The following is a 20,187-nucleotide window of genomic DNA, read 5'->3' on the forward strand; positions in this document are numbered from 1 at the left end:
TCCAGGTGCCCGGCCCCGGCCGGAAGGGATCAAGCGGAGGTAACAGTGGCGAAGGCAGCACCGGCGGAACAGTTGAAGTTGCTTGACCTGCAGGGGCTTGACGCCCGGCTGAGGTCCCTCGCCAACCGCCGCCGCTCGCTGGAGAACGATCCCCGGATCAAGGACCTCGAAGCGGCCCTGTCGGTCGCGAACGGTGAGCTTGGCTCCGCGAAGGTGGCGGTGCACGATGCCGAGGCCGAGCTGAAGCGTGCCGAGGCGGACGTGGAGCAGGTGGCATCGCGCATTGAACGGGATGAGGCAAAGCTCAACAGCGGGACGGGTCTGTCCAAGGACCTCGTTGCATTGCAGAAGGACATCGCTTCCCTGAACAAGCGGCGCTCGGACCTGGAGGACGTCGAGCTCGAGGTTCTGGAGCGGCTCGACTCGCTCCGGGCAACGCAGGCAAAACAGCAGGCAATCGTGGACGACATCCAGGGATCCTTTGGCAGCATCCGCGCCGAGCTGGATGCAGCCCTGGCCGAAGTTGAGGCCGAAGCCGGTGGACTCCGAACCCAGCGCGCCGAGTTCGCTGCCGCGCTCGACGCCGGGATGCTGGCCGTGTACGAAAAGACCCTTGCCAAGCGCGGGGTGGGTGCGGCCCGACTGTTCCACGGCACGTCCGAAGCCTCGGGAATGAAGCTGAGCCCCGGTGACCTCGCCGAGATCAAAGCAGCTCCCGCCGACGACATCGTCTTCTGCCCTGACTCCGGCGCCATCCTGGTCCGTTCCGAAGAGTGGGCCTGACCCAAGTAGCTGGCAGTCAGTGCCGTTTTGAAGGGTCAAAAGCGACACTTACTGCCAGTCAGTTGGGGGAGGGGCGGGGAAATTAGCCCGGCAGGATGATGTTCAGCGCGTGCGGTTTCCGCGCTGAACCCTCCACTAGCTCGGCCTCCCACTTTTCACGGCTGGCCTTGAGGAGCTGCGACGGCGTCTCCGGAGCCTTGCCCCGCCGGGACATGAGGTGACGCGCCAGTTCACCGCGGGTGTGCTTGGCGAAATGGCTGACCACCTTTCGGACTCCGTTGACCTCCGTAAAAACATTGACGTTGACGGTTTGCTCAGCCGGGGGAGCCCACGCTGCCGCATAGGTGCTCGACCGGCAGTCCACCAGCAGCTGCCCGGATACGAACTCCGCCAGCGCCTCGGAGAGCTGCGGTTTCCAGAATGAGGCGAGGCGGCCGACGTCGGGCAGTGCAGTTCCCATGGACAACCGGTAGGCCGGCACGCTGTCGCCGAAACGGATGGCGCCCCAGAGTGCGGAAATGACGAGTACCGACCCGTCCGCCTTGCGTCGCTGTGCGGCGGTAAGCGTTTTGTAGCCCAGAGCGTCGTAAAGCACCCCTGAATAAATCCGGTGCGCCGGAGCCGCAGGTTCAGCATGGAGCCGGGTGTTCCGGTCGACGTCGTCCTTCAGCGATGCCCCGACCCCCAGCAACGCGAGGGCGTCCTCGTGGGCGCTCACTGTACCCAGCGCGTCCAGCACCTTTGCCCGGTAGGAGTTCAGCTGCGGGAAACTCAGGGAAGGCCAGTCGACGGCAGATCCACGGACCGCGGGCGTCTTGCCTTCAGAAGGGGGAAGCAGAATCAGCACCGTCCGATCCTACCGGCGGAGGGAAAGCCGCAGGGCGCCGGTAGACTGGAGCTGGATGGGTTGACCAGGCGGCCGCGCGTCACGCAAGTGGCTCGAGGAACGTCCGGGCTCCGCAGGGCAGGGTGGTGGGTAACGCCCACTCGGGGTAACCCGCAGGCCAGTGCCACAGAAAACAGACCGCCCGGATCGCGCCGTTTTGAAAGCGGCACGAACCAGGTAAGGGTGAAACGGTGGTGTAAGAGACCACCAGCTTCCCGGGTGACCGGGAAGGCTAGGTAAACCCCACCCGGAGCAAGGCCAGACAGGACACGTTTGAGGGTTGCCCGCCCGAGTGTCCGGGTAGGCCGCTGGAGGGCGCCGGCAACGGCGTTCGTAGATGGATGGCCGCTACTCCCGCACTGGCAACGGAGCGGGAGCACAGAACCCGGCGTATCGGTCAACCCATCCACTAAACCGGTTTGACCTTGGACGCTGGGTTGGGGATGCTGGACCGTGCCCACTGATACTGATGGACAACCTGCCCCGGGAAACGCCGCGAGGCGAATTCCTTCCCCGGGCAGGCAAGTGGCTGCCCTTGTTGGTTTCCTTGCCCTTTCATATGCCGTGTGCATGCTTGCCTCCGTCCCGATCATCCTCAATTCCAACGGCTGGTTTGCCACGTCCGCCCAAGCTCCGTGGATGCCCGAAGGATGGATGTTCCGGAGTGTGTGGATCGCGCTTTACGGCTGCAACGGCGCGGCTGCTTGGCTGGTCTGGCGCAAGGGCGTGCTGGCTGGCCGGGCCCGAAGGACCTACGGTTTGCAGCTGCTGCTCAACCTGGCATGGCCGTTTACGTTTTTTGCGCTGTACCCCCTTCTGGGCACCGCTGCGCTGTGGATTGCCTTCGCCGTCATCTGTACCCTGGCAACCGTTTTGATGCTGCTCATCCTGGAGTTCGGGCCGGTTCACACAGGGGCCGGGCTGCTGGTGCTGCCCTACTTCTCGTGGGTGGTTTTCTCCGCGAGCCTCAACCTCTATTCCGCCATCCACAACTGACACGGCCATACCGGCGGGTCGGCGGGAATCTGCTGTGTGAGTGATTTCACGCAGCCCGGGCATCCCCGGGGCCGTCTGCCAATTTAGAATGGATAGCGGACGCAGGAGTTCTTCCGCCGGAGTTGCGTTCGCAACCGGCGGTTTTCTTTTGCATACATCCAGGCGCCTGGGGGCCAAATCCCGCAGGTGCCGGTGCCCCTGGACATCATCAGGTGGCCGACATTCGTGTACGAGGACGTACGCGGCTGAACCGAGGAAGGTATTTCTGTGAGCCAGACGTCAGATTCTTGTCTTGATACGTGGATGGGCCGGGAGGCCCTTGCCGAGGCCATGATTCCGGTGATCGGCCGGCTGTACCGCGAAAACAACGTGGTGACCAGCATCCATGGCCGGAGCCTGATCAATAAGTCCACCATGAACATCCTCAAGGCGCACCGTTTTGCGCGCAGGATGAGCAAGGACGAACTGCTGCTGGAGGAAACCGCTCCGCTCCTGAACACCCTGGCGGGGCTGGAGCTCGGCGCGGCAGCGATCGACATCGCCCGGCTGAACCAGAAGTTCAAGGAAGAGGGCGGCGACGCCACCCTGGAGGAATTCCTCCGCGCCGAACTGGCAGACGTGGTGGGCAAGCACGGCGGCGACGACCGGACCAGCACCGACGTCGTGCTGTACGGCTTTGGCCGCATCGGCCGGCTCCTGGCCCGCCTCCTGATTGAAAAGGCCGGCGGCGGCCACGGCCTGCGGCTGCGTGCCATCGTGGTGCGCCGGGGCTCGGACAATGATCTGTCCAAGCGCGCAAGCCTGTTGCGCCGTGACTCCGTGCACGGTTCGTTCGAAGGCACCATCCGCGTCGATGAGGCTGCCAACACCATCACCGCCAACGGTGTCCAGGTGCAGGTCATCTACTCGGACAACCCCGCCACCATCGATTACACCGCCTATGGCATCAACAACGCCCTGGTGGTGGACAACACCGGCCGCTGGCGCGACGCGGAAGGCCTGTCCCAGCACCTGCAGAGCAAGGGCGTGGCACGGGTGCTCCTGACCGCGCCGGGCAAAGGCGAACTGAAGAACATCGTCCACGGCATCAACCACCGCACCATTGAGGACACCGACCAGATCGTGTCCGCGGCCTCCTGCACCACCAACGCCATCACCCCGGTCCTGAAGGCCATCAACGATAAGTTCGGCGTAGTCCACGGCCACGTCGAGACGGTCCACTCCTTCACGAACGACCAGAACCTGATTGACAACTTCCACAAGGGCGACCGTCGCGGCCGTTCGGCAGCGCTCAACATGGTGATCACCGAGACCGGTGCCGCCAAGGCCGTGGCAAAGGCCCTGCCGGAACTGCTGGGCAAGCTCACCGGCAGCTCAATCCGCGTCCCCACCCCGGACGTTTCGCTGGCCATCCTGAACCTGAGCCTGGAAAACGGGACCACCAAGGACGAGGTCAACGAGTACCTGCGGGAAATGTCGCTGCACTCGGACCTGCGCAAGCAGATCGACTACATTGACTCACCCGAGGTGGTCTCCACGGACTTCGTCGGCTCCCGCCGTGCGGGAATCGTTGACGGCCTCGCAACGATTTCCAACGAGAAGAACCTGGTGCTTTACGTCTGGTACGACAACGAGTTCGGTTACAGCTGCCAGGTGGTCCGCGTTATGGAGGAAATGGCCGGCGTGAACCCGCCGTCCTTCCCCGCCAAGGAAACGGCTTCCGCCCTGGCCGCAATTTCGGTCTGACCCCAACACCGGTCCCTTCCGGATTTCCCGGCTGATTTCGCTGGAATCAGCCGGGAAACGGGACCACACTTGTGCCATGGATAAAGATTCGACGCTCCAGCACGAAACCACCCTGGAACACGCCTTGGACGTGGCAAAGGCCAACCACAAGGAAGCCGTCCGGCTGCTTGAGGGTGCCCGCGCGGGCTACCAGACGGGCGACGTCTCCCAAGACCGGGTGCGGCAGCTTGAGGGACTCCTGGCCATCGCCGAGGAGGACCTCCGGCGGGTGATGCGGGAGCAATAGCTCCCCGGTTCAACCTTCGACCCGCCCTCCACAGTGTGGATATCGGCGGGAATGACAGGCGGCTGTCCTAGGCTCTTCTGGTGCATGACGTTACCGGAAGGCCAGGAACACCATGACCGTGAGCTGGTCCGCGTACCGGCGCGCCCGCCGTCGTTCACGGCAGGCGTGGGGGATCCTGGCGGTTGCTGCCGTTTCCGCACTGGGTGCGCTGTTTTGGTTTTTTACCGCCGGCCAGTTTGCGGTAGCAGAGCCCACCGCCTCCGGGCCTACGGAAGCTCCCGTTTTCGATCCCGCGTGGATGAAGCCCGTTGTGCCGGTGCATCCGGTGCCTTCAGGCACTGCCCTCTCCGCGCTGGACGGAATTGCCGTGAAGGGACGGGCTGCCAAGGATAACTACGACCGTGAGGCTTTCGGACAGGCTTGGCAGGACGTCGACCGCAACGGCTGCGATACCCGCAACGACATCCTGCGGCGTGACCTCACCGGCGTGGTTTTTATCGAGGGCTCCAAGTGCCGGGTGGCTGCGGGTTCCTTCCATGAGCCCTACCTCGGACAGTTCATGGACTTCCGCAGGGGCTCCGAGGGCAGCCGGGCGGTCCAGATAGACCACGTGGTTCCCTTGGCGGACGCGTGGCAGAAAGGTGCCCAGGCACTCACAGCGGTCCAGCGTCAGCGCCTTGCCAACGATCCGCTGAACCTCATTGCTGCGGATGGGCCGGTCAATGGCCAGAAAGGCGCGGGCGATGCCGCTACCTGGCTCCCCAAAAACAAGTCAATCCGCTGCCACTACGTGGCCCGCCAAATCTCCGTCAAGGCCGCCTATGGACTATGGGTCACCGAGGCGGAGAAGGACGCCATGAAACGCGTACTTGGGTCCTGCCCGGACCAGTGGACCATCTCAGCCAACTGACCTTCGCGTCGCTGCCGCATGAGGCAGCCAGTCTCGTGCCATCGTCGGGTTTAGTGGCCGAAGGGATCCGGGTCCACACCCGGCATCCACGTCAGCCCCGGAACGCCCCAGCCGTTTTTCTTAGCCTGCTTCATGGCCTTGCGCGCGTAGCGGTCCATCAGCCGGTTGACATAGAGCTTGCCGTCAAGGTGGTCGTACTCATGCTGGAGTACGCGGGCGAACCATCCCGTCGCCTCGAACTTCACCGGCTGCCCGAAGCCGTCAAAGCCCTCCACCCGGGCCCATTCGGCGCGCTTCAGCGGGTACTGCCCGCTGGGGAAGGACAGGCAGCCTTCCTCTTCCTCGTCAGGGTCGGGGACAGCCCCGGAAATTTTCGACAGGGTGAGGACCGGGTTAACCAGCACGCCAGTGGGGGGAGCGCCGTCGTCATTGGCGTACTTGTAGACAAAAATCCGCTTGCCAACCCCCACTTGCGGGGCCGCGAGGCCCACGCCGTTGGCTGCGTCGTTCGTTTCGAACATGTCGGCGATAAGGGTCCGCAATTCGTCGTCGAACACTTCCACCTCGGTTGCCCTGCGGTGCAGGACGGGCTCTCCCCAAATGGTGATTGGCAGAACAGTCATCTCACGGTCCTTCGGCGTTATCTTTGTGCAAAAGAAAGGAGGCCGCACCGGATAATCCGGTGCGGCCTCCTTGCTGGACGGCTGTCAATACCATCCTGTGAGGGTGAGCTACGGGGGTTGAACCCGCGACCTCCTGGACCACAACCAGGCGCTCTGCCAACTGAGCTAAGCCCACCATGCGCCCTGCAAAATTACCGGCGAACCGGCTCTCTGGAAAGGCAACTCAAATAGCTTACCTGCTCTTGAGGGGTGCTTCGTCCACTTTTGCTGATTTCACCGAAATTTTCTGCAAACGTGGCGCAGATTACTCTTTTGGCTGCTGCACATCGCCGGCCGCGGCGATGCGCCTTGCGATTTGCTGGGCTGTGGCGCTGTCCGGGCCCGGCGTCGGAACAAACACGGCTTCGCGGTAGTAGCGGAGCTCATCGATGGAATCCTTGATGTCTCCCAGGGCCCGGTGGCCACCCTTCTTGGCGGGCGACTGGAAGTAGGCCCTGGCGAACCAGCGGCGGGAGAGCTCCTTGATGGTGCTCACGTCAATCACGCGGTAATGCAGGTGCTCCACCACGGACGGCATGTCGCGCGAAAGGAACATACGGTCGGTGCCCACCGAGTTGCCTCCCAGGGGTGCCTTGCGGGGGTCCGGCACCCATTTCTCGATGTACTCCATGACTGCTGCCTCTGCTTCGGCCATCGTGATGCCGTGAGGGAGTTCCTTGAGTAGCCCCGACTTGGTGTGCATGTCCCGGACGAAGTCGTTCATTTGGGCCAGGGCGGCATCGTCGGGTTTTATCACTACGTCCACCCCGTCTCCGAGGATGTTCAGTTCGGAGTCCGTCACCAGGGCTGCCACCTCGATCAAGGCGTCATTCTTGATGTCCAGACCGGTCATTTCACAGTCGATCCAGACGATGCGTTCGTTAGATATAGGCACCGGACCAGCCTACCGTTACACCTCCCGGCTACCTGCCGGTGCTAGGATTTCGGGTACGCGGCGGGACAAATTGCTGTCGTTGTAACCGCTCTGGCCGGCCACGCAGCCCGCCGGGCAGAACCGCGCAAACCCAAGAGCGCAGACCCAAGAGATTGGACGATCCTGAGATGACGGCGCCTGTGCCTGCAGCCAGGGAACTGGCGTCCGCGGACGCTGCTGCAGCGGTGGGGGCTGAAGTGGACAATCCCCGCTCACCGCTTCTGGCCGGATTCGCGGGCTCGATGTTTATGCTGATTGGCTCCCTGGGAGTGGGCTGGCTGGCCCCTGTCTCGGAACTCCGCCGGATGCCGCTGTTCATCTGGATGCGGGCAGAAGCGGCGGGCGTGGCCCTGTCCATCGTTCTGCTGGCCGTCGGCGGGATGCTCCTGGTCCGCGCCTGGCTCCGGCTGGGCCAGCGTGTCCGCATCTGGGGAGAAGAAGCCCGAAAGGCCACGCTGATGGCTGTGGTCGCCTGGGGGCTGCCCATGATGTTCAGCGTGCCGCTGTTCAGCCGCGACGTCTATGCCTACATCGGCCAGGGCCGCCTGATGGTGGAGGGCTTCAACCCGTACGAGAACGGCATTTCTGCGTTATCCAACTACTTCCAGCTGGGCGCGGACAAAATGTGGACCGAGGCCCCTGTTCCGTACGGACAGTTGTTCCTGTGGATCGAACAGTTCATCGTGTGGGCCACCAACGTCCAGCCTGAAGCCAGCGTGATGCTGTTCCGGCTGGTGGCGCTTGCCGGGGTGGTCCTCTGCGTGATTCATGTACCCAAACTTGCCGAACTGCACGGGGTCAACCCAAACCGCGCCTTGTGGCTGACGGCGGCCAACCCCCTTTTCCTGACCAACTTCATCGCCAGCGTCCACAACGATGCCCTCATGATTGGACTGGCCCTTGCCGGTCTCTACTACTCAGCGACCCACCGCGTGGTCCGGGGCATCGTCCTGGTCACGCTCTCGATCGCCGTCAAGCCCATCACGATAGTTTTCCTGCCCTTCATCGGGCTGCTCTGGGCCGGCAAGAACGCAGGCTGGCTGCGCAAGTTCTCCTACTGGGCCCTGACGGCAGCGTTGAGCCTGGGGCTTCTGGTTCTTATGAGTCTGGTTAACGGTTTCGGATTCGGCTGGATCAACGGGCTCTCGGCCCCGGGCAGCATCTTCATCTGGTACGCGCCGGTGGGGCTGATCGGACTGGTGGTCGCCTCGCTGGCCAACTCGTTCGGGCTGGACGGCTGGATCCTCGCCGGCTGGGTGTTCGACGCCGGGAAGCTGCTGGCGGTGGGCATCGTCGCCTGGCTGATCTTCAGGGGTGAGCACGACCGCCTGATCCGCCGACTGACGCTTGCATTCGCGGCGATTGTGGTGCTGGCACCCATGATCCAGTCCTGGTATGTGGTGTGGCTCATTCCGTTGTTTGCCGTAACCGGCATCCGGAACGACTGGCAGGTCAAGGCACTCTACTTTGTAGTTCCGTTCTTTATGATCTACGCAATTTCCGACCAGCTGGAGGTTTTCCCGTACCTGCAGACCGCTGACCTTGGCCTGGCCCTGGTGCTGGCAAGGGTCGCCGCTGCCGTTACCGGCCTGCTGTTCGGCCTCTACCTGATTTTCTGGGATCCCCGCACGAGGAGCCTTTTCCGGAAGAGTCCTGAACCGGTGGTGGAACGGCCCGTCATTTTGCCAGGTTCTTCAGCGCCTCCCGGCGGGACAGCGGGCTGATTCTGTCCTCGTGTGCGGCAACAAAAGCCGCCACCCAGTCCGGCGCTGTCTTCGCGTACTCCCGCAGGGCCCAGCCGATCGCTTTCCTGATGAAGAACTCTGAGTCGGGAAGGTTCGCCTCGATCACGCGGCCCAGGAGCTCTGTGTCGGTGTCCGCTTTTGCCTTAAGCTGCGCGGTGATCGAAGCCCGCCGGACCCAAAAGTCGGGGTCACTGCTCCAGCGCAGAATGACTGCTGACATTTCTGCTCGGTGTGCCTGGAGGAGTGCGCAGATGCGCCCGGCAACGCCGTCAGCGAAGTCCCACCAGGCTCCCTGGCGGATGATCTCCTCATAAACCGGGAGCATGTTCAGGTCTGAAGCTACCAGTTTGCCGCCGGTGAGATCGATGGCCGCATACCGCTCCTCGCGGAACTCCGCGGTGCGCCACAGTTCCAGCACACTTTCCCGCAGTTGGCCAGCAGACCCAAACGGATACCGGGCAACCGCCGCCACGGCCAACTGCCGCACCTCCGGCACCCGTGCGCCCAGGGACGGCATGGCCGATTTCATGTAGGCCTGGGCGCCGGCGGAACGCGCCGGGTCGGCCAGTTCACGCAGCCCGGCGCGAATCGCCTCCAGCGCTTCCCGGTTAACCATGGTGAGGGTCAGAAGGGTCCCGGCGCGGGTTGCGTCCAGCCCGCACGATCCAGCCAGGCTGCACACAGCGAGCTCCACTGATCGGGCCCGGGCTCGCCGTCGGCAAGGCCCAGCCCGTAGCGTCCGTTGGGGAAGACGTGCAGCTCAGCGGAAACGCCTGCCCTGAGCAGTGCGCCTGCGTAGCCCAGACTGTGGCTCACCGGTACGGCGGCGTCGTCGGCGGTGTGCCAAAGGAATGCCGGCGGCGTTTCGGCGGTGGCCTGCTGTTCCGCTGACAGTTCCGCCAATTTGTCCGACGGCGGCGCGTCGCCCAGGAGGTTGTCCACCGAGCCCTGGTGCACCTCCCAGGTGTAGGACACCACCGGGTAGCACAGCACGGTGAGGTCGGGGACTGCCTGGGGGACATCGAGGTCAGGGCTGCCGGTAGCCACCGCGGTGGAGAGCGTCGCTGCAAGGTGTCCGCCTGCGGAGAAGCCCAGTACCCCCACGCGTCCGTGGTCAACCGCAAGGCCGTGCGCACCGCTGCGGATGTGGAGCATGGCCTGCTTTGCATCCTCGAGCGGCGCCGGGTGCCGGTCCGGCGCAACCCGGTACCGCAGGACAAAAGCGTGAATGCCCAGGCCGGCGAGCCATTCGGCAACAGGCTCCGCCTCATGGTCGGCCTGCCGGGCGTAACCACCTCCGGGGAGGACCAGGACCGCGGGCCGGTCTCCGGGACCGGCTGTACGGGACGGGACCGCGGTCAGACGGGGCGCCACAATCAGGCAGCCGTCTCGGTGCTGCGCCGAAGCGTAACTTCGCCGGTGATCGGATGCTGCCCCGCGCCGCCCACCCCTGCCTTTTCCGTATCTTCGCCGCTGATTCCTGAAACGCTGGGTTCTGCGCCGTCCGGTCCTTCCCCGGCGGAAGCAGTTCCCGGAGCCGTTGCGCGGGTGGCGACGCGCCCAATCTCTTCGAGCGGCAGGCGGACCGTGGAAAGCGCCGGGCGGAAGTCACGGAGCGTTTCGATGTCATCAAATCCGGCGATGATGGCATCGCGCGGAATGCGGAGCCCCTCTGAACGCAGTGCGGCGGCGGCACCTATGGCCATCACGTCGTTGACGGCAAAGATGCACAGCTTCCTGCCGCCGGGCCCTCCCGGCGCCTCCTCCTGGCGTGCCTTGATCAGGCAGGCAAGTTTAAGGCCGGCCGCGTAGCCGCCGGCGCGGTTGAAGGTGGTTCGAAGGATGTCTGCAGGTTCCCGCCCGGCGGCAGCGAGGCCCTCCTGGAAGCCGCGGACCCGGTCATCGGAAGTGAAAAGTCCCTCGGGTCCGCCGACGATCACAAAGTCACCGTCCCAGCGCGAAGCGAGTCTGCCCGCCAGCGCTGCGGCCAGTTCCTGGTTCGGCACGGCCACCACGTAGTAGCCCTCCGGCGCCTCCGCGCCCACCACGGGGTGGCCCACTACCGCCACCCGGCCGCCGTTGCGGCAGTACCTGTCCAGTTCGGCGGCCAGCTCAGCGTTGCCTTCCCGGTTCTCCGGCTGGGCAGAGCGTGAGCCGGCAATCACGATTGAATCGGCCCGGCGGGCGGCGAATGCAGCGACTGCTTCCTTTTCCTCTGCCGGAGCTCCGCCGGTGGTGGCCAGCAGGACCATCCTGCGCTGCTCCCGTGCGGCTTCCTGTACGCCGCGGGCGATAGCGGCGAAGTAGGGGTCCGCGATGTCGTGGACGATCAGGCCGATCAGCCCCGAACTGGACTTTGCGAGGCCCTGGGCCTGGGCGTTCGGGATGTATCCCAGCGAGTCGGCGGCCTGCCGGACCCTGTCCGCTATGTCCTGGCCGGGCCTGCGGGCGGAGCCGTTCAGGACGCGGGAGGCTGTAGCCGGCGAGACGCCGGCAAGCCGCGCCACCTCAGTAAGGGTACTTGCAGCCACAGCGTCTCCTGGTCAGCTTTGTAGGGTCAATAAGCGTAAGCACATTATGACAGTTATAGGTTCCGTTCGGAAAGCGCTTGCCAACTTGCTGCGGCCGGTGCATCATTGACGTAGTGGGAATGCGCTTTCCCGAAACAGCTTGAGTAATACTGCTCACTCACCGTGGAGGACACATGGGCTTCGAAACAAAAACGATCCGTATCGCCATGAATGGCATCACCGGCCGGATGGGCTACCGCCAGCACCTGCTGCGCTCCATCCTTCCCATCCGGGACGCCGGCGGCTTCACCCTGGAGGACGGCACCCGCATCCAGGTTGAGCCCATCCTGGTGGGCCGCAACGAAGCCAAGATCCGGGAACTCGCCGAAAAGCACAAGGTGGCCGAGTGGAGCACCGACCTTGACGCCGTAATCAACGATCCCACGGTCGACATTGTCTTTGACGCCTCCATGACCAGCCTCCGCGCCGCCACCCTCAAGAAGGCCATGCTCGCCGGCAAGCACATCTTCACGGAGAAGCCGACGGCGGAGACCCTCGAGGAAGCCATCGAGCTGGCCCGCATCGGAAAGGAAGCCGGCGTGACCGCGGGCGTTGTCCACGACAAGCTGTACCTGCCCGGCCTGGTCAAGCTCCGCCGCCTGGTGGACGAAGGCTTCTTCGGCCGCATCCTCTCCATCCGCGGCGAATTCGGCTATTGGGTTTTCGAAGGCGACGTCCAGGCTGCGCAGCGCCCGTCCTGGAACTACCGCAAGGAAGACGGCGGTGGAATGACCACTGACATGTTCTGCCACTGGAACTACGTCCTTGAGGGCATCATCGGCAAGGTCAAGAGCGTCAACGCCAAGACCGCCACCCACATCCCCGCCCGCTGGGACGAAGCAGGCAAGGAATACGCGGCCACGGCCGACGACGCCTCCTACGGCATCTTCGAGCTCGAGACCCCGGCCGGCGAGCAGGTCATCGGGCAGATCAACTCCTCCTGGGCCGTCCGCGTCTACCGCGACGAGCTGGTGGAATTCCAGATCGACGGCACACACGGCTCCGCCGTTGCCGGGCTGAACAAGTGCGTTGCCCAGCAGCGGGCCCACACCCCCAAGCCGGTCTGGAACCCGGACCTGCCCGTCACCGAGTCCTTCCGCGACCAGTGGCAGGAAGTGCCCGCCAACGCTGAGCTGGACAACGGCTTCAAGCTGCAGTGGGAAGAGTTCCTCCGCGACGTCGTTGCCGGCCGCGAGCACCGCTTTGGCCTGCTGTCCGCCGCCCGCGGCGTCCAGCTTGCCGAGCTGGGCCTACAGTCCAACGACGAACGCCGCACCATCGACATCCCGGAGATCACGCTCTAATGACCTCCCTTATCCTTCCCTCCCATGACGGCGGCACCAGGGAATACCGGCTTCAGGGCGCTACCTCCTGGGCCCGCCCCACCGCCCCGCTGACAGCCCGCCGCGCCTACGCGGCAGCCCACGTCATCCCCGAGGTCCTGGCAGACAACACTCCCGGTGCGCCTGCAAGGCTCGACTGGGAAGCCACCATGGCCTACCGCCATGAGCTGTGGTCCTATGGCCTTGGCGTGGCCGATGCCATGGATACTGCGCAACGCGGCATGGGCCTGGACTGGGCCGCCACGCAGCAGCTCATCAAGCGCACCGGCGTCGAAGCCGCCTCCGTAGTTTCCGCCGGTAACGCAGCCACGGCCGGCAAGACCGTCCGTGACCTCGTGTCCTGCGGAGCGGGCACTGACCAGCTGGACATCGACTCCCTTCCCGTCGGTGAGGACGGCCTCAAGGCCGTCCTCGAGGCATACCGCGAGCAGATTGCCGTGATCACCGAGGCCGGACCCAAGGTCATCATCATGGCCTCTCGTGCGCTTGCCAAAGTCGCCGGCGGCCCCGAGGACTACCTCAAGGTGTACTCCACCTTGCTGCAGGAAGTGGACCAGCCGGTGATCCTGCACTGGCTCGGCACCATGTTCGATCCCGCCCTCGCCGGCTACTGGGGTTCAGATGACGTCGCAACGGCTACCGAGACGTTCCTGGGGCTCATCAAGGACAACGCGGCCAAGGTGGACGGCGTCAAGGTCTCCCTGCTCGACGCCAGCCACGAGGTTGCCCTCCGCGCTGCCCTGCCCGAAGGCGTCCGCCTCTACACCGGTGACGACTTCAATTACCCCGAACTGATCGACGGCGACGGCAGCCACCACTCCGACGCTTTGCTGGGCATCTTCGCCGCCATCTACCCGGCAGCTTCAGTGGCCCTGCAGAACTACGATGCCGGCAACGCGGCCAGGGCCCGGGAAATCCTGGACTCCACCCGGGACCTGGGCAAGCACCTCTTCAGCGCCCCCACGTTCTACTACAAGACCGGGATCGCGTTTATGTCCTGGCTCAACGGCAAGCAGCAGGGCTTCCAGATGGTGGGCGGCCTGCACTCCGGCCGCTCGGTGTGCCACCTTGCCAAGACCTTCGAACTGGCAGACCAGGCCGGACTGCTCCGGGACCCGGCACTCGCCGCCTTTCGGATGTCCGACTACCTGCGCATCAACGGGGTGGGGGTATGAGCGACTTCTCCCGCCTCGCGATCAACAGCGCCACCACCAAGAAGTGGACCCTCGCCCAGGTTGTCGAGGGCTGCGTCAACGCCGGTATTCCGTCCATCGGGCCCTGGCGTGACAGGGTGGAGGAAGCCGGCCTGGACAAGGCAGCCCGCCTGATCAAGGATGCGGGCCTGCGGGTCTCCTCCCTGTGCCGTGGTGGGTTCCTCACCGCTGCCGACGCCGAAGGGCAGGCTGCGGCGCTGGCTGACAACCGCGCCGCCATCCTGGAAGCTGTGGCCCTTGGCACGACGGAATTGTTCCTCGTGGTGGGCGGGTTGGCGCCGGGGGAGAAGGACGTAGTGGCCGCACGCCGGCGCGTCGCCGACCGCCTCGCCGACCTGGTTCCCTTCGCCGCGGAAAACGGCGTCCGCCTGGTCCTGGAGCCGCTGCACCCGATGTACGCCGCAGACCGAGCCCTGATTTCGACCCTGGGGCAGGCCCTCGACCTCGCAGCGCCGTTCGACGCATCCACGGTGGGTGTCGCCGTCGATACTTTCCACGTCTGGTGGGACCCCGAACTGAAGGCGCAGATTGAACGTGCCGGCCGGGAAAACCGCATCGCCTCCTACCAGGTGTGCGACTTCAACATGCCCATCGCCGCTGATCCGCTGCTGTCCCGCGGGTACATGGGCGATGGCGTGGTGGACTTCGCCACCATCGGCGCCTGGGTGCGCGACGCCGGGTACACCGGCGACATCGAGGTCGAAATCTTCAATCAGGAGATCTGGGACACGGACGGCAATACCGTCCTGGCCACGGTGAAGGAGCGCTACGCGGAGCTCGTCCTCCCGTACGCCTGACCTGATCGAGACCGTGGGCTCCTGCCACGCTTTCCCAACATGGCTGCCAGGAGCCTGCGCCCCACATGGCAGGACCCGGACCGCAGGAGCGGTCCGGGTCCTTCTGTCTAAAGTACGCCTAGGCGTACAGCGAAGCACACCGGCGGTAGCGGGCGAGCACCCCGCCGTCGTCCTTCCCGGCGGGGATCCCGACGGCGTCGAGCGCCCACTGCGGAAATGTTCCGGTGAGTGCCGCGGCGGCCTGGCGGGCGGCGCCGTCGGCCACATACTCGCCGGGATGAGGCACGGTCACCTCTATTCCCAGCAGCTGGGCCGCTGCCTCTTGTACCGCCCTTGACTGGGCTCCGCCGCCCACCAGGATAATCCGCCTGGCCTCGACTCCCTGCTCCTGAAGGGCTGCCAGTCCATCCGCCAGGGAACACACCACGCCCTCGACGGCGGCGCGCGCCAGGTTAGCCGGCGTGTAGTTCCCGCGGGTGATGCCATGCAGGGAACCCGTGGCGTCGGGCAGGTTCGGCGTGCGCTCGCCATCAAAGTACGGCACCAGGGTCAGACCGCCGGCGCCGCTTTCGGCTGACAGCGCCAGCTCGCTGAACTCCGCCAGGCTGACGTCCAGCAGTGCTGCGGTGGCGTCAAAAACCCGGGTCGCGTTCAGGGTGCATACCAGCGGGAGGTAATTCCCGGCGGCGTCGGCGAACCCCGCCACCAGCCCGGACGGATCGGCGGCAGGAGTGCCGGACACAGCGAAGACCGTTCCGGAGGTACCCAGCGACATCACCACATCACCGACGCCGGCACCTACCCCCAGCGCAGCTGCCGCGTTGTCCCCGGCGCCTGCGGCCACCAGGGCACCGGCGGGAGTCTTCCCGGCGGCGTCCAGCGGACCCAGTACGTCGGGCAACAGCGGGACGTGCCCGAGCGATGCCGCCAGGACCTCCGGCAGGTACGTACCGGCCGCCGTCGAATAGTAGCCCGTTCCGGACGCGTCCGAACGGTCCGTGGTGAGGGCCTCGAGGCTTCCGAGGCCGCTGCCCTCGCCGTTGCCCAGGAGCCGCCACGTCAGCCAGTCGTGCGGCAGGCAGACGGCTGCCACCTTCGCGGCGTTCTCCGGCTCATTGGCTGCCAGCCAGTGCAGCTTCGTGAGGGTCAGCGATGCCACCGGGACGGTGCCCGTGGCACCGGCCCAATAGCGGGCACCGGCAGCAGCATCGCCGTCGCCCGCGGTCCTGATCAGCTCCAGGGCGGCGCCGGAACTGCGGGTGTCGTTCCACAGGAGAGCCGGCCTGATGACCCGGCCGTCAGCGTCCAGGCAAACCATGCCGTGCTGCTGGCCCCCGACGGATACTGCTGCCACGTCATCCAGGCCGCCGGCCTGTTGTATTGCTTCCTGAAGGGCAGTCCACCAGTGGTCCGGGTGGACTTCGCTGCCCTCCGGGTGGCTTGCCCGCCCGTGGCGCACCAGTGCCCCGGTGTCCGCATCGCGGATCACCACTTTGCAGGACTGGGTAGAGCTGTCGATGCCTGCTACCAGCGCCATGGTCAGCCGGCGTTGAGGAGGTGTTCGAGGGCGAGCTGGTTGAGGCGGATGAACGCGAAGGAGCGTTCGGCGGCCTTGTTAGCGTCGAAAGCTTCGAAGGCGGTGGTGTCGGCCAGCAGGTCGGTGGCGGTTTCGCCGGCGGCGAGGGTGGTTTCGCCGAGTTCGAAGACGCCGGAGGCGGCGAGGGCTTCCTGGACCTGGGGGTCGGCGCGGAAGGCGGTGGCGCGTTCCTTCAGCAGCAGGTACATGGCCATGTTGGCTTTGGCTGATTCCCAGACGCCGTCGTAGCCGTCGGTGCGGGAGGGCTTGTAGTCGAAGTGGCGCGGGCCCTCGTAGCGGGGTCCGCCGTTGGGGAACCCGTTTTCGAGCAGGTCAACGGTGAAGAAGGCGCTGGTGAGGTCGCCGTGGCCGAAGACGAGGTCCTGGTCGTACTTGATGCCGCGCTGGCCGTTGAGGTCGATGTGGAAGAGCTTCCCGGCCCAGAGTGCCTGGGCGATGCCGTGGGTGAAGTTCAGCCCGGCCATCTGCTCGTGCCCGGTTTCGGGGTTCAGGCCCACGATGTCGCCGTGTTCGAGCTGGGCGATGAACGCCAGGGCGTGGCCGACGGTGGGGAGGAAGATGTCGCCGCGGGGTTCGTTGGGCTTGGGTTCGAGGGCGATGCGGAGGTTGTAGCCCTTGTCCTTTATGTAGGCGGCGGCGGTGTCCACGCCCTCGCGCATCCGGTCCAGGGCCGCGGCGAGGTCCTTGGAGCCGTCATATTCGCTGCCTTCGCGTCCGCCCCACATCACAAAGGTTTCGGCGCCGAACTCGGCGGCCGAATCGATGTTGCGCAGGACCTTGGACAAGGCGAAGCGGCGGATGGACCGGTCGTTGGAGGTAAACCCGCCGTCCTTGAATACCGGGTGGCTGAACAGGTTCGTGGTGACCATCGGGACCTTCAGGCCGGTCTCGGCCAGGGCTGCCTTGAAGTTCTTCAGGATCAGGTCCCGCTCCGAGGCCGTGGCGTCAAACGGAATCAGGTCGTTGTCGTGGAACGTGATGCCGTACGCGCCGAGCCCGGCCAGCCGGTGCACCGCCTCCACCGGGTCCAGCTCCGCACGGGTGGCAACACCGAACGGGTCAGCGCCGGTCCACCCAACAGTCCAAAGACCGAACGTGAACTTATCAGCAGGCGTGGGGGAAAGAGTCATGATGCGTCCTTGCACTAGTGTTTGGCCCTTGGTCAGGCTACTTAGTTTACTGCTTGAACTATATAAGATTGATTAGGCTAGGGTCAATAGCAAGGGAAATCAAGAAGAGGTCCCGCAGCGACTGTAAGGAGACCGGCCATGGCGTACACGGCAGCCGCACCTGCCCCGTCCGACGCCGGCACGCCGGGCAGCATGGGGGATGTGCGCAGGAGCAACCTTGCCCTCGTCCTGGGCACGGTGGCACAGTCTCCAGCTGGTTTTCACCTGACCCGCGCGCAGATTGCCGCCGCCACCGGGCTGACCAAGGCGTCGGTATCGAGCATCGTCCTGGACCTCCTTGACGCAGGCATTCTGCGTGAACTCGGCCTGAACCCCCAGGGGGAGCGGGGCCGGCCGGGAGTGGGCCTGGCAATGAATCCGGCGCGCGGTGTGATGGGTTTGGAAATCAACGTCGACTACATTGCTGCCGGCGTGACTGATCTGTCCGGGGCCGTAGTGGTGCAGGAAATCCTTGAACGGGACAATCGGGACAGTGCAAGTGCGCCGGTGATGACCGCCCTCTCCGCGTTGGCCGCCGAGGTGCGGACGGCGGCCGCGGCGAAAGGCGTGGAAATCCTGGGCGGAGGACTCGCTGTTCCCGGACTCGTGGATGACGGCAGGTCAACTGTCATCACTGCCCCGAACCTGGGCTGGCGGGACGTAAAGCTTGATGTCACCGGTCTGCTCCCCGGCCTGCCGTTGGGTGTCACCCTCTTCAATGAAGCGAATGCGGCTGCCCTGGCGGAACTGGCCCGCGGACCCGCCGGCGGGAAAGACTTCCTCTTCATTTCCGGCGAGGTGGGCGTCGGTGGCGGACTGGTCATCAAGTCGGAACTCTTCACCGGCCCCGAGGGCCATGCGGGGGAGGTGGGCCACATCGTTGTCGACCCCGACGGCAGCCCCTGCTCCTGCGGCGGAATCGGCTGCCTGGAGACGATAGCCGGGCAGGACGCCATCTTTTCTGCCGCGGGAGTAGCAGGCAAGCGGCAAACGAGATCGGAAAGCATGTCCGCCTTAGCAAGTGCGCTCACAAACGGGGAACCTGCCTCGCTGCTGGCTGTCCAGCGGGCCGGGCGGTCCCTGGGCGTGGCGGTTGCGTCCACGTCGCGGGTGGTGGACATCAAGGCGGTGGTCCTCGGCGGACACTTCGCCGTCCTGGAGCCGTGGTTGCGCCCGCCGTTGCTGGACAGCCTCAGCAGGTACGCGCCGGGAAAATTCCTGCCCGAGCACATCACCATTGCTGCCGCCGGTGAAAACGGCGCCCTGCTGGGGGCCGCCGGCAGCGTGGTCCGATCCCTCGTGGAAGCACCCCACCGGCTGCATTCCTAGCGTCCGCCGGCAGCACTCGCAGGACCATAGGCCCGCTTGCTGCGGCAGTTACCGCCATAGCCCTGACCGAGGGCCGCGCAGGCTTCCGCGCCGCCTGGGGACGGCGTCTTATCTGGTGGCGCGTCGGGTGGACCTGGTACGCCGTCGCGATTCTCCTCCCCGGCGGCTGGGGCGTCATCCGCACTGGAGCTCCGGCGGCGCGTCCCGTCACATCAGGTGCATCCCGGCAGTTCATCAGGTCCGTTAGAAACTTAGCCCGAAAGCCCGGAAGCGGCTTTGGCCTGCGTCCCGCATACCAAAGCCGCTTCTCCAAGTGCCCCAGGAGGGAATCGAACCCCCGACCGGCGGATTAGAAGGCCGCTGCTCTATCCCCTGAGCTACTGAGGCAATGGCTCCGGACCTGAATTCCGGCGCCTCAAAAAGTTTACATTGCCTGAAGTGCCGGGGCCTTCACCAACGTGCAACGGCTTTTCCTCCACAGGCACATCCAGGTGCCGGTTGTGCACATAGCGAAAGCGCCGCCTCCCCAGCGGCCTGCCGGGGGCGCGATGCTGGTCTTGCCTGCTAGGGCATCACTAGAAGACAGGACGTAAAAATGAGCGACACCATAACCATTCGCGGCTTCGTTGCCACCGAGATCAGGAGTTCCACCACAACAGGGGGAGTGGCCACCGCTTCCTTCCGCATCGGATCCAATTCCCGCCGACGTGACAAGGACGGCCAGTGGGTGGATGGCCATACGAACTGGTTCTCGGTCCAGGGCTACCGGCACCTGGCGGGAAGCATGGGCTGCAGCATCAGGAAAGGCCAGCCCGTCATCGTGGTTGGCAAGCTGAAAATCCGCAGCTGGGAAAAGGACGGCCGGGTCTACTACTCACACACCATCGATGCCGATGCCGTGGGGCATGACCTCACATGGGGCACTGCCAACTTCACCAGGTCCTCCACTAAACCACTTCTGTCGCTCGTGGAGCAGGAGCCCGGCTTCGCCGAAGACCCTGGTGTCGGTGCCAATGGACCTTTCGACGAGCCCGAGGACAACGACGAAGACCTGCCGGGCGATGGCGATCCAGCCGCAGCCTACGTCGAAGACAGCAACGGCGACCTGGTCGCTTTGGACCTGGAAACGGGGGAGCTCGCCGAATCCGGAGTCTAGTATCCCCAATATCAACGTCCCCCTTGGTTTCCTGGGCGGGCAGGACAGCGGCACCCCCGGCTGC

General features: G+C 65.1%; 19 protein-coding genes, 2 tRNA genes and 1 other RNA gene. 12 read left to right on the forward strand and 10 right to left on the reverse strand.

Translation table 11 applies throughout. The features are described 5' to 3' along the window. The first annotated feature begins 45 nt into the window (after nucleotides 1-45). On the forward strand, nucleotides 46-783 hold the full coding sequence (locus QFZ70_RS07660; RefSeq protein WP_307094794.1) for a zinc ribbon domain-containing protein: 738 nt from the start codon (nucleotides 46-48) through the stop codon (nucleotides 781-783). Nucleotides 784-865: 82 nt separating this feature from the next. On the opposite strand, the gene QFZ70_RS07665 is transcribed toward QFZ70_RS07660, so the two are convergent. Beyond that, nucleotides 866-1,630, reverse strand: coding sequence for a YaaA family protein (locus QFZ70_RS07665; RefSeq protein WP_307094795.1), 765 nt, complete (start codon nucleotides 1,628-1,630; stop codon nucleotides 866-868). 56 nt (nucleotides 1,631-1,686) lie between these two features. Between QFZ70_RS07665 and rnpB the strand changes: the two genes are divergently transcribed. The 5 genes from rnpB (at nucleotide 1,687) to QFZ70_RS07690 (ending at nucleotide 5,607) form a co-directional block, all read left to right on the forward strand. Beyond that, nucleotides 1,687-2,078: RNase P RNA component class A (rnpB, locus tag QFZ70_RS07670), an RNA gene on the forward strand. Nucleotides 2,079-2,194: 116 nt separating this feature from the next. Further along, entirely contained in the window at nucleotides 2,195-2,665 is a 471-nt protein-coding gene (locus QFZ70_RS07675; protein WP_307094796.1) for a TspO/MBR family protein, read from the forward strand. Nucleotides 2,666-2,932: 267 nt separating this feature from the next. Continuing rightward, nucleotides 2,933-4,411 (forward strand): glyceraldehyde-3-phosphate dehydrogenase, encoded by a 1,479-nt coding sequence (locus QFZ70_RS07680; protein ID WP_307094797.1) that lies wholly within the window; start codon nucleotides 2,933-2,935, stop codon nucleotides 4,409-4,411. A gap of 76 nt (nucleotides 4,412-4,487) precedes the next feature. Beyond that, nucleotides 4,488-4,697: a hypothetical protein gene (locus tag QFZ70_RS07685; RefSeq protein WP_307094798.1), complete on the forward strand. Its 210-nt coding sequence runs from the start codon at nucleotides 4,488-4,490 to the stop codon at nucleotides 4,695-4,697. Nucleotides 4,698-4,809: 112 nt separating this feature from the next. Further along, nucleotides 4,810-5,607: an HNH endonuclease family protein gene (locus tag QFZ70_RS07690; RefSeq protein ID WP_307094799.1), complete on the forward strand. Its 798-nt coding sequence runs from the start codon at nucleotides 4,810-4,812 to the stop codon at nucleotides 5,605-5,607. A gap of 50 nt (nucleotides 5,608-5,657) precedes the next feature. Here the strand turns inward: QFZ70_RS07690 and def are convergent, their stop codons facing one another. From def to orn, 3 genes are all read right to left on the reverse strand, one after another. After that, complete coding sequence (gene def / locus QFZ70_RS07695; protein WP_104045232.1) at nucleotides 5,658-6,230, reverse strand: peptide deformylase; 573 nt, start codon at nucleotides 6,228-6,230, stop codon at nucleotides 5,658-5,660. Nucleotides 6,231-6,332: 102 nt separating this feature from the next. Continuing rightward, nucleotides 6,333-6,405, reverse strand: a tRNA-His gene (locus tag QFZ70_RS07700). A 129-nt stretch (nucleotides 6,406-6,534) separates the two neighbouring features. After that, nucleotides 6,535-7,164: an oligoribonuclease gene (orn, locus tag QFZ70_RS07705; RefSeq protein ID WP_307094800.1), complete on the reverse strand. Its 630-nt coding sequence runs from the start codon at nucleotides 7,162-7,164 to the stop codon at nucleotides 6,535-6,537. A gap of 167 nt (nucleotides 7,165-7,331) precedes the next feature. Between orn and mptB the strand changes: the two genes are divergently transcribed. After that, nucleotides 7,332-8,927: a polyprenol phosphomannose-dependent alpha 1,6 mannosyltransferase MptB gene (gene mptB, locus QFZ70_RS07710; RefSeq protein WP_307094801.1), complete on the forward strand. Its 1,596-nt coding sequence runs from the start codon at nucleotides 7,332-7,334 to the stop codon at nucleotides 8,925-8,927. Here the strand turns inward: mptB and QFZ70_RS07715 are convergent. From QFZ70_RS07715 to QFZ70_RS07725, 3 genes are read right to left on the reverse strand one after another with little or no spacing between them, the layout of a single operon-like run. After that, complete coding sequence (locus QFZ70_RS07715; RefSeq protein WP_307094802.1) at nucleotides 8,881-9,564, reverse strand: DNA alkylation repair protein; 684 nt, start codon at nucleotides 9,562-9,564, stop codon at nucleotides 8,881-8,883. The genes mptB and QFZ70_RS07715 overlap by 47 nt on opposite strands. Before the next feature lie 8 nt (nucleotides 9,565-9,572). Beyond that, the gene (locus QFZ70_RS07720; protein ID WP_307094803.1) at nucleotides 9,573-10,322 is read right to left on the reverse strand and encodes an alpha/beta hydrolase; all 750 of its coding nucleotides are present in this window, start codon (nucleotides 10,320-10,322) and stop codon (nucleotides 9,573-9,575) included. Nucleotides 10,323-10,324: 2 nt separating this feature from the next. After that, the gene (locus QFZ70_RS07725; protein WP_307094804.1) at nucleotides 10,325-11,479 is read right to left on the reverse strand and encodes a LacI family DNA-binding transcriptional regulator; all 1,155 of its coding nucleotides are present in this window, start codon (nucleotides 11,477-11,479) and stop codon (nucleotides 10,325-10,327) included. Nucleotides 11,480-11,652: 173 nt separating this feature from the next. Here QFZ70_RS07725 and QFZ70_RS07730 point away from each other — a divergent pair, with 173 nt between their 5' ends. From QFZ70_RS07730 to QFZ70_RS07740, 3 genes are read left to right on the forward strand one after another with little or no spacing between them, the layout of a single operon-like run. After that, nucleotides 11,653-12,822: a Gfo/Idh/MocA family protein gene (locus tag QFZ70_RS07730; protein ID WP_307094805.1), complete on the forward strand. Its 1,170-nt coding sequence runs from the start codon at nucleotides 11,653-11,655 to the stop codon at nucleotides 12,820-12,822. Further along, on the forward strand, nucleotides 12,822-14,036 hold the full coding sequence (locus QFZ70_RS07735) for a dihydrodipicolinate synthase family protein (protein ID WP_307094806.1): 1,215 nt from the start codon (nucleotides 12,822-12,824) through the stop codon (nucleotides 14,034-14,036). Before QFZ70_RS07730 ends, QFZ70_RS07735 begins: the two co-directional genes overlap by 1 nt. Next, a complete protein-coding gene (locus QFZ70_RS07740; RefSeq protein ID WP_307094807.1) occupies nucleotides 14,033-14,872 on the forward strand; it encodes a sugar phosphate isomerase/epimerase in 840 nt (279 codons plus the stop codon). Before QFZ70_RS07735 ends, QFZ70_RS07740 begins: the two co-directional genes overlap by 4 nt. Before the next feature lie 118 nt (nucleotides 14,873-14,990). Here the strand turns inward: QFZ70_RS07740 and xylB are convergent, their stop codons facing one another. After that, nucleotides 14,991-16,409 carry a xylulokinase gene (gene xylB / locus QFZ70_RS07745; protein WP_307094808.1) on the reverse strand — a complete coding sequence of 473 codons (1,419 nt, stop codon included), beginning with the start codon at nucleotides 16,407-16,409 and terminating at the stop codon, nucleotides 14,991-14,993. A 2-nt stretch (nucleotides 16,410-16,411) separates the two neighbouring features. Then, nucleotides 16,412-17,599, reverse strand: coding sequence for a xylose isomerase (gene xylA / locus QFZ70_RS07750; RefSeq protein ID WP_307094809.1), 1,188 nt, complete (start codon nucleotides 17,597-17,599; stop codon nucleotides 16,412-16,414). Between the two features lie 138 nt (nucleotides 17,600-17,737). On the opposite strand from xylA, the gene QFZ70_RS07755 reads away from it, so the two are divergent. Further along, nucleotides 17,738-18,967, forward strand: a complete 1,230-nt coding sequence (locus QFZ70_RS07755; RefSeq protein WP_307094810.1) for an ROK family protein — start codon at nucleotides 17,738-17,740, stop codon at nucleotides 18,965-18,967. Between the two features lie 314 nt (nucleotides 18,968-19,281). Here the strand turns inward: QFZ70_RS07755 and QFZ70_RS07760 are convergent. Next, nucleotides 19,282-19,354 (reverse strand) — tRNA-Arg (locus QFZ70_RS07760). Between the two features lie 208 nt (nucleotides 19,355-19,562). Between QFZ70_RS07760 and QFZ70_RS07765 the strand changes: the two genes are divergently transcribed. After that, nucleotides 19,563-20,123 carry a single-stranded DNA-binding protein gene (locus QFZ70_RS07765; protein ID WP_307094811.1) on the forward strand — a complete coding sequence of 187 codons (561 nt, stop codon included), beginning with the start codon at nucleotides 19,563-19,565 and terminating at the stop codon, nucleotides 20,121-20,123. The last annotated feature ends 64 nt before the right edge of the window (nucleotides 20,124-20,187 follow it).

The organism is Arthrobacter sp. V1I9 (assembly GCF_030817075.1).
In the GTDB taxonomy this organism is placed as follows: domain Bacteria; phylum Actinomycetota; class Actinomycetes; order Actinomycetales; family Micrococcaceae; genus Arthrobacter.